Source organism: Achromobacter sp. EG18 (genome assembly GCF_059759395.1).
In genome coordinates this window covers 327559-340628 of sequence record NZ_CM186213.1, presented here as the reverse complement: position 1 = coordinate 340628, position 13070 = coordinate 327559, and the positions used below count along the sequence as shown (strand labels likewise).

13 protein-coding genes are annotated in these 13070 nt (G+C 70.7%); 8 read left to right on the top strand and 5 right to left on the bottom strand.

Features of this window, described 5'->3' with window-relative positions; translation table 11 throughout:
• Positions 1 to 110: 110 nt before the first annotated feature.
• Both AC6CR5_RS01665 and AC6CR5_RS01660 read left to right on the top strand, forming a co-directional pair.
• On the top strand, positions 111 to 566 hold the full coding sequence (locus tag AC6CR5_RS01665) for a MarR family winged helix-turn-helix transcriptional regulator (RefSeq protein WP_047992905.1): 456 nt from the start codon (positions 111 to 113) through the stop codon (positions 564 to 566).
• 21 nt (positions 567 to 587) lie between these two features.
• Entirely contained in the window at positions 588 to 1316 is a 729-nt protein-coding gene (locus AC6CR5_RS01660; RefSeq protein ID WP_047992906.1) for an aspartate/glutamate racemase family protein, read from the top strand.
• Between the two features lie 13 nt (positions 1317 to 1329).
• Here AC6CR5_RS01660 and AC6CR5_RS01655 read toward each other — a convergent pair whose 3' ends face one another.
• Entirely contained in the window at positions 1330 to 2040 is a 711-nt protein-coding gene (locus AC6CR5_RS01655; RefSeq protein ID WP_024068468.1) for a Crp/Fnr family transcriptional regulator, read from the bottom strand.
• Between the two features lie 195 nt (positions 2041 to 2235).
• On the opposite strand from AC6CR5_RS01655, the gene AC6CR5_RS01650 reads away from it, so the two are divergent.
• The 5 genes from AC6CR5_RS01650 (at position 2236) to AC6CR5_RS01630 (ending at position 8452) form a co-directional block, all read left to right on the top strand.
• Entirely contained in the window at positions 2236 to 3873 is a 1638-nt protein-coding gene (locus tag AC6CR5_RS01650) for an acyl-CoA synthetase (RefSeq protein WP_498085228.1), read from the top strand.
• A 34-nt stretch (positions 3874 to 3907) separates the two neighbouring features.
• Entirely contained in the window at positions 3908 to 5677 is a 1770-nt protein-coding gene (locus tag AC6CR5_RS01645) for an acyl-CoA dehydrogenase (protein WP_498085227.1), read from the top strand.
• A 218-nt stretch (positions 5678 to 5895) separates the two neighbouring features.
• Positions 5896 to 6909, top strand: a complete 1014-nt coding sequence (locus AC6CR5_RS01640) for an ABC transporter substrate-binding protein (RefSeq protein WP_148316645.1) — start codon at positions 5896 to 5898, stop codon at positions 6907 to 6909.
• Positions 6906 to 7724, top strand: a complete 819-nt coding sequence (locus AC6CR5_RS01635; protein ID WP_241059973.1) for an ABC transporter permease — start codon at positions 6906 to 6908, stop codon at positions 7722 to 7724. Before AC6CR5_RS01640 ends, AC6CR5_RS01635 begins: the two co-directional genes overlap by 4 nt.
• A complete protein-coding gene (locus AC6CR5_RS01630; protein ID WP_054515850.1) occupies positions 7712 to 8452 on the top strand; it encodes an ABC transporter ATP-binding protein in 741 nt (246 codons plus the stop codon). Before AC6CR5_RS01635 ends, AC6CR5_RS01630 begins: the two co-directional genes overlap by 13 nt.
• Before the next feature lie 19 nt (positions 8453 to 8471).
• Here the strand turns inward: AC6CR5_RS01630 and AC6CR5_RS01625 are convergent, their stop codons facing one another.
• Positions 8472 to 9731, bottom strand: a complete 1260-nt coding sequence (locus AC6CR5_RS01625; RefSeq protein WP_070780810.1) for an MFS transporter — start codon at positions 9729 to 9731, stop codon at positions 8472 to 8474.
• Between the two features lie 115 nt (positions 9732 to 9846).
• On the opposite strand from AC6CR5_RS01625, the gene AC6CR5_RS01620 reads away from it, so the two are divergent.
• Positions 9847 to 10305, top strand: a complete 459-nt coding sequence (locus AC6CR5_RS01620; RefSeq protein WP_026383833.1) for a winged helix-turn-helix transcriptional regulator — start codon at positions 9847 to 9849, stop codon at positions 10303 to 10305.
• Between the two features lie 72 nt (positions 10306 to 10377).
• On the opposite strand, the gene AC6CR5_RS01615 is transcribed toward AC6CR5_RS01620, so the two are convergent.
• From AC6CR5_RS01615 to AC6CR5_RS01605, 3 genes are all read right to left on the bottom strand, one after another.
• A complete protein-coding gene (locus AC6CR5_RS01615) occupies positions 10378 to 11322 on the bottom strand; it encodes a pyridoxamine 5'-phosphate oxidase family protein (protein WP_047992981.1) in 945 nt (314 codons plus the stop codon).
• Between the two features lie 129 nt (positions 11323 to 11451).
• Positions 11452 to 12081: a glutathione S-transferase family protein gene (locus AC6CR5_RS01610; protein WP_020927112.1), complete on the bottom strand. Its 630-nt coding sequence runs from the start codon at positions 12079 to 12081 to the stop codon at positions 11452 to 11454.
• Positions 12082 to 12182: 101 nt separating this feature from the next.
• Entirely contained in the window at positions 12183 to 13070 is an 888-nt protein-coding gene (locus AC6CR5_RS01605; protein WP_080969398.1) for a LysR family transcriptional regulator, read from the bottom strand.

The following is a 13070-nucleotide window of genomic DNA, read 5'->3' as shown; positions in this document are numbered from 1 at the left end:
AACCTGGCAGGGTATAAAGAACCGGCATGCGGTGATTTCCACCCTGCCAGCGGCGGTCCGGGCCTCTACAATCCGGGCTGCGAAATCTCTAGACAAAAGGAAGCGACCGCATGGCCACGGGCAAGCCCGACGCGTGGAGCCTCTTCCTGACCGCGCATGCGCTGGTGGTGGAAGAGATCGAGAAACGACTGTCCGCCGCCGGCCTGCCGCCGCTGGCGTGGTATGACGCGCTGTGGGCGCTGGAGCGCGCGCCGCAAGGCACCGCGCGCATGTTCGAGATGGCCGAGCGCATGGTCATCGCGCGCTACAACCTGACGCGCCTGATGGACCGCATCGAGGCCGCCGGACTGGTCGAGCGCTTCCGTTCCGACGAGGACCGCCGCGCCACCTATGCCCGCATCACGCCGGACGGCCTGGCGCTGCGGCGCAAGATGTGGAAGGTCTACGGCCCGGCCATCGACGAATTGTTCCTGTCGCAACTGCCGCAAGCGCAGCAGGACGCCATGGCCGAGCAGTTCCGCCAGATCGCCCGCCATGCGCGGGCCTTGTCCAAACCCGCCGCCTGACCCGGCCGCCACGGAGTCCGCATGTCCGCCCGTCCGCCCCTGCACATCGGCATCGTCGCCTGCTCGGCGGAAGGCGCCGCGCTCTGCTACCGCACGATCTGCGCCGAGGGCGCCCAACGCCTGGGGCCGCACGCGCACCCCGAGGTGTCGTTGCACAGTCTGTCGCTGGCGGACTACGTGGCGTGCCTGGAACGCAATGACCTGGCCGGCGTGGGCGCGCTGATGCTGACCTCCGCGAACCGGTTGGCGCTCGCCGGCGCGGATTTCCTGGTCTGCCCCGACAACACCATCCACCAGGCGCTGGACCACGTGCTGCCGCGCTCGCCCCTGCCCTGGCTGCACATCGCCGAGGAAGTCGCCGCCGTGGCGGCCGCGCGCGGCCTGCGCCGCATCGGCATCCTCGGGACGCGCTGGCTGGTCGACAGCGCGGTCTACCCCGACAAGCTGCGGGCGCGCGGGCTGGACTACGTGCGCCCGGCGCCAGACGACCGCGACCTGCTGGCGCGCGTCATCATGGACGAACTGGTCTACGGCGTCTTCAAGCCCGAATCGGTGGCCTTGCTGCAAGGCGTGGTGGCGCGGCTGCGCGACGCCGGTTGCGACGCGGTGGTGCTGGGCTGCACCGAATTGCCGCTGGTGCTGGACGACGCCAACTGCGCGCTGCCGACGCTGGACTCCACCCGCATCCTGGCGCGCGCGGCCCTGGATCGCGCCCTGAACGCGCCTACGCCGCCGCGCGCGGCGGCCTGAGGCGCGCGCGCGTTCAGAGCTGGTCCAGCCCGTACTGGCGCAGACGATCCAGCGCCAGCACCTTGATCTGGTTGTACGACAGCGCCAGCACGCCCTGGTCCGCCAGCGTCTGCAAGGCCTGGTTGACGCGCTGGCGCGACAGGCCCGTCAGGTAGCCCAATTCTTCCTGTGAAATCGCCAGCGTCAGGTCGGTGGACGGATACAGCTGCGGGTTGAACAGCTGCGCCAGCGACTGCGCCACGCGCGCATCGGCGTCCAGCAGGCGATGGTTCTGGATCGAGGCGATGAACTCGCCCATGCGGTCGTTCAACTGGCCGATGACGAAATGCGAGAACGGCAGGCTGGCGGCCAGCAGCGCATGAAAGGTGGCGGCCGGCACCAGCAGCACCAGCGACGGCTGGATCGCCACCACGTCGTACTTGCGCAGTTCTCGCTTGATGACGCTGCCCTCGCCGAACCAGCCGCCCGGCGGCACTCCCGAGAACGTGCAGCTGCGCCCCGACTCGTTGTAGATCGCCAGTTTCAGCAGGCCGCTATGCACCCCCAGCCAGTAATCCGACGGCGCATTGCGGCGCGCGATCCAGGCGCCGCTGACCACGTGTTCGGCGCGCGCCGTGGCCAGCACCAGGTCCTGGTGCGGCGCGTCCAGCGCGGCGAACCAGGCGCAGCCGCGCAGCAGTTCGGCCAGCTCGGTCTGGGAAACAATGTTTGAAACATCGGACATGGAAAGAACCGTGTAAAACTGCGGGTTGGACGCCCGAAAAAAGGTCTGTCATGCAGGCGACAGACACCATTTTCCGGCGGCCGATAAGCTCTAGCAAGCAGCGGGATTCGCATCCACGATCAAACCCGGCGATCCAGATCAAGTTTCCCGCATAAAAGCATATCCGGGCGTCCCCGCGCCCCACAGGAGACAAGCATGAGCAGCATGTTCGACCACGGCCTGGCACGCCGTGACGCCAACTACGAGCCCCTGACCCCGGTCGACTTCATCGCCCGCGCCGCGCAGGTCTATGGCAACCGCCTGGCCGTGGTGCACGGCGCCGTGCGCCGCACCTGGGCCCAGACCTACGAACGCGCGCAACGCCTGGCCGGCGCGCTGGCCGCCGCCGGCATCCAGCGCGGCGACACGGTGGCGGTGATGCTGCCGAACATCCCCGCCATGGTCGAGGCGCATTTCGGCGTGCCGATGCTGGGCGCCGTGCTCAACACCCTCAACACCCGCCTGGACACGCCCAGCGTGCTGTTCATGCTGGGCCACGGCGAGGCCCGCGCGCTGATCGTCGACACCGAATACGCCGAGGTCGCGCAACGCGCCCGCGCCGAATTCCCGCACCTGAAAGTGATCTCGGTGCACGACCTGGACGGCGCCCCGGCCACCCTGCCCGGCGCCACCGACTACGAGGCCTTCCTGGCCACCGCCCCCGCCACCTTCGACTGGCGCCCGCCGGCCGACGAATGGGACGCGATCGCGCTGAACTACACCTCGGGCACCACCGGCGATCCCAAGGGCGTGGTCTACCACTACCGCGGCGCGTACCTGAACGCCGTCAGCAACATCCTCGAATGGGACATGCCCAAGCACCCGGTCTACCTGTGGACGCTGCCGCTGTTCCACTGCAACGGCTGGTGCTTCGCCTGGACCGTGGCGGCGCGCGCCGGCGTCAACGTCTGCCTGCGCAAGTTCGACCCCAAGACCGTGTTCGACCTGATCCGCGCCGAGGGCGTCACCCACTACTGCGGTGCGCCCATCGTGCAGAGCGCGCTGGCCAACGCCCCGGCCGAGCTGCGCGCCGGCATCACCCATACCGTGCGCACCATGGTGGCCGGCGCCGCGCCCGCGCCGGCGGTGATCGCCAAGATGAAGGAAATCGGCTTCGAGCTGACCCACGTCTATGGCCTGACCGAGGTCTACGGCCCGGCCGCCGTGTGCGCCCCGCAGGACGCCTGGAACGACCTGGAAGACGAACAGCGCGCCCTGCTGACCGCGCGCCAGGGCGTGCGCTACCACCTGCAGGCCGGCGTCTCGGTGCGCAACCCCGACACCATGGAAGAAGTGCCGGCCGACGAGCAGACCGTGGGCGAGATCATGTTCCGCGGCAACATCTGCATGAAGGGCTACCTGAAGAACGAGCGCGCCACCGAGGAAGCCTTCGGCGGCGGCTGGTTCCACACCGGCGACCTGGGCGTGATGACGCCCGACGGCTACATCCGCATCAAGGACCGCAGCAAGGACATCATCATCTCGGGCGGCGAGAACATCTCCAGCATCGAGGTCGAGGATGCCCTCTACCGCCATCCGGCCGTGGCCGCCGTGGCGGTGGTGGCCATGCCTGACCCGAAATGGGGCGAGACGCCCTGCGCCTTCGTCGAACTCAAGCCCGGCCACAGCGCCACCGCCGAAGAGATCATCGCCCACTGCAAGCTGCTGCTGCCCGGCTTCAAGGTGCCGCGCGCGGTGCGCTTCGGCGAACTGCCCAAGACCTCGACCGGCAAGATCCAGAAATTCGAACTGCGCGCCGCGGTGGGTTCCACCCGCGCCATCGACGCCACCTGATTCCCTCTCATCCAGACCTCGGAGCTCCGACGCCATGACGTACCAAGCCCCCGTGAAAGACATGCTGTTCGTGCTGAACCACCTGGCCGGCCTGCCGCAGGTGGCCGCGTTGCCGCAGTTTGCCGAAGCCACGCCCGACACCGCCCAGGCTGTGCTGGAGGAAGCCGCCACCTTCGCCGCCGACGTGCTGGCGCCGTTGAACCATCCCGCCGACCGCGAGCCCAGCGCCTGGCGCGATGGCGCCGTCACCACCTCGCCCGGCTTCAAGCAGGCCTTCCGCCAGTACGCCGAGGCCGGCTGGCAGGGCATGACGCATCCGGCCGAATACGGCGGCCAGGGCCTGCCCGGCCTCCTGGGCGCGCCCTGCTCCGAAATGCTCAACGCCGCCAACCTGTCGTTCGCCCTGTGTCCGCTGCTGACCAACGGCGCCGTCGAGGCGCTGCTGACGGCCGGTTCGCCCGAACTGCGCGAACGCTTCGTCGGCCCGATGCTGTCGGGCCAGTGGACCGGCACCATGAACCTGACCGAGCCGCAGGCCGGCTCCGACCTGGCGCTGCTGCGCAGCCGCGCGCAGCCGGTCGGCGACGGCACCTACCGCATCTCGGGCACCAAGATCTTCATCACCTACGGCGAGCACGACCTGGCCGAGAACATCATCCACCTGGTGCTGGCGCGCCTGCCCGATGCGCCCGAGGGCGTCAAGGGCATCTCGCTGTTCCTGGTGCCCAAGTTCCTGGTCAATGACGATGGCTCGCTGGGCGCGCGCAACGACGTCACCTGCGTGTCGATCGAGCACAAGCTGGGCATCAAGGCCAGCCCCACCGCCACGCTGCAGTTCGGCGACGCGGGCGGCGCCATCGGCTACCTGGTGGGCCAGGAAAACCGCGGCCTGGACGCCATGTTCATCATGATGAACGCGGCCCGCTTCGCCGTCGGCGTGCAGGGCATCGCGGTGGCCGACCGCGCCTACCAGCACGCGCTGGCCTACGCCGCCGAACGCGTGCAGAGCCGCCCGGTGGACGGCTCCTCGCGCGAGGCCGTGCCGATCATTCAGCACCCGGACGTGCGCCGCATGCTGGGCACCATGCGCGCCCTGACCGAGGCCGGCCGCGCGCTGGCCTACTACACCGCCGGCCACGCCGACCTGGCGCACGCCAGCGCCGATCCGGCGGCGCGCGCCCGCCACCTGGCGGTGCAGGAATTCCTGGTGCCGATCGTCAAGGGCTGGTGCACCGAAGCCTCCATCGACGTCGCCAGCCTGGGCGTGCAGGTGCATGGCGGCATGGGCTTCATCGAGGAAACCGGCGCCGCCCAGTACTACCGCGACGCCCGCATCCTCACCATCTACGAAGGCACCACCGCGATCCAGGCCAACGACCTGGTCGGCCGCAAGACGCTGCGCGATGGCGGCGCGGTGGCGCAGGCGCTGATCGAGGAAATCCGCAAGACCGAGGAAGCGCTGCAGGCGCGCAGCGAGCCGGCCGCGCGCCTGGTGCTGACGCCGCTGCGCCAGGGCCGCCTGGCGCTGGCCAACACGGTCGACTTCGTGGTGGCCAACGCCGCCGCGCATCCCAACGCGGTGTTCGGCTCGGGCGTGCCCTACCTGCTGCTGGCCGGCACGGTGCTGGCCGGCTGGCAGATGGCGCGCGCGCTGCTCGCGTCGCTGGACCACCTGGACGAAGACCCGGCCTTCCACCAGGCCAAGATCGCCACGGCCCAGACCTACGCGCTGCACAAGCTGACCCAGGCGCCGGGGCTGGCGGCGGTGGTGGCCGGCTCGATCGAGTATGCCATGCAGCCCTGAAGCCGCGCCGGTCGCCGCGACGGCGACCCTGGCTTCCTTTCTGAAAGACCGCCACGGCGGTCTTTTTTCATGGAACACGGCCCCCGTTAAGCATATAACCATAAAGAATAATGAAAAGACATAAACATATCTAAAATTATTAAGCGGATCCGGGAAACCCGGCCCCGCGGGCAAGCCGCCAGCCGCACCAAGGCGCCGTCGTTCAGGACATTTCCCTCATGCTCCGCAAGCTGTTCACCGCCGCGCTCGTCGCCGCCGCCACATCCTTCGCCCCCGTCCACGCCGCGCCGCCCGCGCTCGAAATCGGCTACCTGCCGATCCTGCCGGACGCGCAATTGTTCGTGGCGCTGGAAGAAGGCACCTTGCAGGCCAAGGGCGCGCCGGCCCCCAAGCTGGTGTCGTTCCAGAGCGGTCCGGCGCTGACCCAGGCGCTGCTGGCCGGGCAACTGGACATCGCCTACGTCGGCATCGGCCCGGCGCTGGTGGCCAGCGCCAAGGGCGCCGGCATCAAGGTGGTGGCTTCCAACATCGTCGAGCAGGTCAACGTGGTCGCGCTGGGCGCGCTGGCGCCGTATTTCGCCTCGGGCGATCCGGCCACGGCGTTCGCCCGCTTTGCCAAGGACAAGGGCAGGAAACCCGTCATCGCCAGCTACCCCAAGGGCGCCGTGCCCGAAGCCGCGCTGCAATACTGGCTGCGCAACCGCCTGAAGGCGGACCCCGCCAGCCTGGACCTGATCTACCAGGGCGAGGCGCAGATCCAGCAATCGCTGCTGACCGGCGCCATCGACGGCGCCGCCATCCTCGAACCCACCGTCACCACCGTGCTGACCCGCGCCCCCGAATCGCGCGTGGTGGCGCGCGGCTCGCAACTGTTCCCGAACCAGCCCGGCGCCGTGCTGTTGGTGCGCGACAAGCTGATCGCCGAGCACCCCGAGGCCGTGCAGCAACTGGTCGACGCCCAACTGGCCGCCACCGCCCTGCTGCGCGATGACCCGGCGCGCGCCGCGGCGCACGTGCAGAAATACGTCGGCGGCGGCCGTCTGGACCGCGCGCTGGTGGAAAAGGCCATTCGCAATTCGCATGACCAGTTCGTGGCCGACCCGCACGCCATCGTCGACGCCACCGCCGAACTGCAGACCTTCCAGGCCAGCCTGGGCACGGTCGAGGCCGCCAAGGTCGACGTCAGGCAGCTGTTCGACACCCGTTTCTACGACAAGGCCAAGAAACCATGAGCCAGACCGCCCCGGCCCTGGCCGCCCCCGCGCCGCGCGCGCGCAAGGGCACGCCGCCCTGGTTCGCCGCCGCGCGCCGGGCGGCGTACGGCATCGGTGGGCTGGCCATCTTCATCGCCATCTGGAAGGCCGCGTTGATCTGGCAATGGGCGCCCCCGGGCACCCTGCCCGACCCATTTGCGCTGCCCGCCACGCTGGTCCAGGAATGGCAATCGGGCCGCCTGCTGCCGGCCATCGGCTCGAGCCTCGTGCATTACTTCTGGGGCCTGGCCGCCGGCACCGCGCTGGGTTTTGCCGTCGGCCTGGCGGCCGCCACGCTGCCGCGCTTCGACCTGGCGCAAGCCTATCTGGCGCGCATCCTGCGGCCGATCCCGCCGCTGGCCTGGGTGGTGTTCGCCATCGCCTGGTTCAAGGTCAGCCATGCCGGCGCCGCCTTCGTCATCGCCATCGGCGTGTTCTGGGTCAACTACTTCGCCACCTACAGCGCGGTGCGCAACGTCGATCCGCGCTACTACGAACTGGCGCGCGCCTTCGGCCACGGCGGCTACGTGGCGCGCGCGCTGGGCGTGACGCTGCCGGCCATCGCGCCCGGCGCGCTGTCGGGCGTGCGCACCGGCATCGGCCAGGCCTGGATGACGCTGATCGCGGCCGAACTGCTGGGCGTGCCGGGCATGGGCCAGGAAATGAACGCCGCCGCCGGCGTCGGCGCGTACGACGCGGTGGTGGTCTACATGCTGATCATCTCGCTGGTCTACACGCTGTGCGACCTGGCGTTCTCGGTGGTCGAAAGCAAGGTGCTGCAATGGCGTCCGTGATCGAATTCTCGAAACTCTCGTACCGGCATCCGGGCGCCGACGCGCCCGTGATCCAGGGCCTGTCGCTGGCGATCGAGGCGGGCAGTTTCGTGGCCGTGGTGGGCGGCTCGGGCGTGGGCAAATCCACGCTGCTGCGCGCGGCGGCCGGCCTGGCCGACCCCGCCAGCGGCGAAGTGCGCTTCCAGGCGCCCGCGCGCCCCGGGCGACGCAGCCGCGCCGTGGTGTTCCAGGACAGCCGCCTGATGCCGTGGCGCACGGTCGGCGGCAACGTCGGCTATGGCCTGGAAGGATTGGGGCTGGACCGCCAGGAACGCCAACAGCGCATCGATGCCGCGCTGCAACTGACCGGCCTGGGCGACTACGGCCGCCGCTGGCCGCACCAGTTGTCCGGCGGCCAGGCGCAGCGCGTCGGCATCGCCCGCGCCCTGGCCGTCAAGCCCGACCTGCTGCTGATGGACGAGCCCTTCAGCGCGGTCGACGCCATCACCCGCCGCAACCTGCAGCAGGAGCTGATCCGCGTGTGGCAGGCCTCCGGCGCGGCGGTGCTGTTCGTCACCCACGACATCGAGGAAGCGGTGTTCCTGGCCGACAAGGTGGTGGTGCTGGGCGGCCGCCCGGCCAATATCGCCGGCAACTACGACATCGACCTGCCGCGCCCGCGCGACCGGGCGGACCCGGCCTTCGCGCGGCAAGTGGCGGCAATCGCCCACACGCTGGAACATCACTGAACCCGGGGGACGCGCCGGCTCAGGCCCGGCGCGGCGCCACGCCGCCCGGCGCCGTCCTGCGCGGCAGCGTCAAGGCCCAGAACGCCGCCGCCACCAGGCTCAGGCCGGCGCCCAGCGCGCACACGCCCAACCAGCCGGCCCGCGCATACACGAACGTCGAGGCAATCGACCCGAGGCCGCTGCCGGCCGCGTAGAACATCATGTAGCCGCCCACCAGCCGGCTGTGCGCCTGCGCGCCGATGGCGAAAATCATGGTCTGGTTGGTGACGTGCAGCGCCTGCGCGGCGATGTCCAGCAGCAGCACGCCCAACGCCAGCGCCCACAGGCTCTGGTCCAGGAAGGCGATCGGCACCCAGGCCAGGCACAGCAGCGCCAGCCCCGCCCCCGTGGTGCGCTGGCCATGGCCGCGGTCGGCCAGGCTCCCGGCGCGCGCGGCCACCAGCACCCCCGCCACCCCCACCAGGCCGAAGGCCCCCACCGCCGTATGCGTCAGCGAATGCGGCGGCGCGCTCAGCGGCAGCACCAGCGCGGTCCAGAAGGCGCTGAAGACGGCGAACATCAACAGCGCGATCATGCCGCGCACCTGCAATACCCGTTCGGTCGCCAGCAGCGTGAACAGCGAACGCAGCAGCGCGCCATAGCGCAGGTTGGCCGTCGGCAACGCGCGGCGCGGCAGCCACAGGTTCAGCGCCAGTGCCAGCGCCGCCGCCAGGCCGGCGGACACCAGGTAGACCGCGCGCCAGCCCCACAGGTCGGCCACGGCGCCGGCCAGCGTGCGCGCCAGCAGCAGGCCGATCACCACCCCGCCCTGCGCCGCGCCCACCACGCGCCCGCGTTCGGCCGGGGCTGCCAGCGCCGCCGACAGGGCCAGCAGGCCCTGCGTCATGGCGGTGCCGAGCAGGCCCAGCCCCAGCATGCCGGCCAACAGCCAGGGCGCGGCGGACGCCGCCGCCACCACCACCAGCGCCATGACCAGCAGCCCCAACTGCCCCAGCATCAGGCGGCGGCGGTCCAGCAGGTCGCCCAGCGGCACCACCAGCAACAGCGCCAGCGCGCTGCCGAGCTGGGTGGCGGTGACGATGATGCCCACCGCGGCCTCGTCCAGGCCGAACTCGCGCCCCATGGCGTCGAGCAGGGGCTGCGCGTAGTACACGTTGGCCACGCTCACCGCGCAGGCCACGGCCAGCAGCAGCACCACGGCGGTGGGCAGGGGCGCGGCGGATTCGGTTGGAGCAATGGCGGCGGCAGGCGCCGCGGATGAATCGGATCGGTCAGGCATGACGGCCTCAAATGGTTTTATAACGAAACCAGAATGCTAGGCGCACAGGTTTTATAATGCAACTACAAATTCGCAATTTCCCCCCGCCGCGAACGTCGGCAAAGGTCAGGACGATATGGTCAAACGCACCAGTCTCGAAGGCGCCGCCTGCCCGGTGGCGCGCGCGCTGGACGCCATCGGCGACTGGTGGTCGCTATTGATCGTGCGCGACGCCTTCGACGGTGTGCGCCGCTTCGGCGAATTCCAGAAAAGCCTCGGCGTGGCCAAGAACATCCTCAGCGACCGCCTGCGCACCCTGGTCGCGCACGACATCCTGGCGGCCGTGCCGGCGTCCGACGGCAGCGCCTACCAGGAATACGTACTGACGGAAAAGGGCCAGGCGCTGTTTCCCGTCATCGTCGGCCTGCGCCAATGGGGCCAAGACCATTACTACGGCCCCGCCGAGCCGCACTCCACGCTCATCGACCGCAAGCGCGGCCAGCCGGTACAGCGCCTGGAGATCCGCGCCCAGGACGGCCGCGTGCTGGCGCCGGACGACACCGTGGTGCGCAAGGTCGGCGCCGACCGCGCCTGACCCTGCCGCACGCCCCCTGCCATTGGCCGCTCAGGCCGTCGCCGCGCGCGGCGGCCGGCGAGCGGCCCCGCGTCAGGCCGTGGCGGCCTGCGGCCACTGCCCCGTGGCCAGCGCGGTCGGCGAATAGCCGCCAAAGCGCCACCGCAGCGCCAGCGCGCCCGGCCTGGCCCGCACCCGCCGCACGTGGACGCGCCACAACCGCTCGGCCCCCGCGAAGGTGGCGATCTCCGGACTGTCCAGGATCACCTCGGCGCGCCCCGACACCTGCAGCACGTCGCCGCGCTCGAAATCGATGAACAGCAGCCCGGCGCGCGGATTGAGCACCATGTTGCCCAGCGTATTGAAAAAGCGGTTGCCGGAGAAATCCGGGATCGTCAGCGTGTCGCCGTCGACGCGCACGAACCCCGGCATGCCGCCACGGTGCGAGACGTCGATCCGGCGGCCGGCCTCGTCGGTATCGGCATAGGTCGCCACGAACAGCGTGTCGGCGCGCGCGATCAGCGCCCGGTCGGCGTCGGCCAGACCGGTCCGCTCGCGCGCCGCCCCCGGAAAGCGCAGGGCCGGCGAGCGCGAGAAATGGAAATCGCGCGCCTGGATGTACTGCGGGCAGTTGCCGAACGACTCGGCCACCGTGACCGCGAAACGCCTGCCGTCCCAGGCGGTGATGCGGCCGTTCATGCGGTTGCGGCGGCGCGTGTGCAGTTCGATGCCCAGCAGGCCCACCGGCTGGTCCGGCCCCAGGCCGGCGCGCAGCGGATCATCGGCATCCGGCAGCGCGGCCACCTGCAGGGTCTGCGGGTCCGGCGACACGGCGAAGCCCGGCTCGCCCTCCAGCACGCCGGCCCAGGGATCGCCCTGGCCGTCGACCGCGCCGGCCACCAGGAACGGCAGTTGCGCGAAGAAGGCGCGGTGCTGGTCCGGCATGTACGGCCGGATCACTTTCGCGCCCACCTGCGCCATGCGCTCGGCCATGCCGATATGCGCCTGCAACCGCAGTTCGCCCGCGTGCCAGGGCATCGCGGGCGCGGCCGCGGCCGGCTGGCCGGTCGCCGTCGCGGCAGCCGTCGAACCGCCGGCCGGCGCGGCGCCAAGCGGACTCGTCGTGGTCGTATTCATGTCAGGCTCCTTGCGCGCGGGCGCTTGCGTTCACGCCGCCCGCAATCCCACGGGAGACGCCACCATCGGCACGAAGCGCGGCAGCGCCTCGATCCGCGCCAGCCAGTCGCGCACCCGCGGATAATCCGCCAGCGACACGTTGCCTTCCGGCGCATGCGCCACGTAGGTGTAGCAGGCCACGTCGGCCAGCGTCGGCGCGGCGCCGGCCAGGTAGCCGGTGGCCGCAAGCTCCCGCTCCATCACCGCCAGCAAGGCATGCGCGCGCGCCAGCGTGGCCGGCACGTCATACGGGGCGCCGAACACCGTCACCAGCCGCGCCGCGGCCGGGCCGGCCGCCAGCGGGCCGGAGGCGGCCGACAGCCAGCGCTGCACCGCCGCCGCGCCCACCGCGTCCTCGGGCAGCCAGGCCTGGCCGTTGTAGCGCTTGCAGAGGTACACCAGGATCGCGGTGGAATCGGCCACCACCACGCCGTTGTCGTCGATCACCGGGACCTGGCCGAACGCGTTCAGCGCCAGGAACTCGGGCCGCTTCTGCGCGCCGCTGCGCAGATCGACTTCGACATTGCGGTGCGGCACATCGAGCAGCGACAGCATCAGGGCCACGCGGTGCGAATGGCCGGACAGGGGAAAACTGTAGAACGTCAGGGGAGCGGCGGACATGGGGTATCTCGGATAGAGGAAACAGGCCTCCATCTTGAACCGCCCGCGCCCGCCGGGGAACGGCCACGGCGCGCAAGACACCATTGCCGCCAGTGAAAGGATCAAGCCGGCAGGGCCGCCAGGTCGCGGCGCAGCGCGTCGACGCAGAAGTCGACGAAGCTGCGCACCTTGGCCGAACTCTTGCGCCCTTCCGGATACACCACGTGCACCGGCAGCGGCGCCATTTCGTAGTCGCGCAGCACCACCTGCAAAGCGCCGCTGGCCAGGTCGCGCGCCACCTGGTAGGACACCACCTGGGTCAGCCCCCAGCCCTCGCAGGCCGCCGCCACCGCGGCCTGGAACGAGGTCACCGTCAACTGCGATGCCAGCGGCAGGCGCCGCGGCTGCCCATCCTGCAGGAAACGCCATTGCGCGCCGCGCCCTTCCATCGCCGCCGTGATGGTGCAAAAGCGCGCCAGCGCGTCGGGACTGTCGGGCGTGCCGTGGCGTTGCAGAAACTCTGGCGAGGCGCACACCACCCGCCGCACCTGCCCCACCGGCACCGCCGTCAGGGTGGAGTCGGGCAAGGCGCCGATGCGCACCGCCACGTCCACGCCCTCGTCCAGCAGGTTCACCACGCGGTCCACCAGCAGTGCGTTCACCGACACCTCGCGGTGCTGGCGCAGGTAGCCCAGCACCGCCGGCATCACGTGCAGTTCACCGAAGCGCGCCGGCGCGGTGATGTGCAGCGATCCGCGCGGCGCCGCCATCGCCCCGGCGGCGGCGTCGTCGGCCTGCTCCACGGCTTCAAGAATGGCGCGGCAGTCGGCCGCGTAGCGCTGGCCGGCTTCGGTCAGGCGCAGGCTGCGGGTGGTGCGCACCAGCAGCAGCGTGCCCAGCCGGCGCTCCAGCGCCGCGACGCTGCGCGTCACGCTCGGCGCCGACATCGCCAGCCGGCGCGCGGCGGCGGCGAAGCTCTGGGCCTCGGCCACCGCCAGGAAGACAGTCAT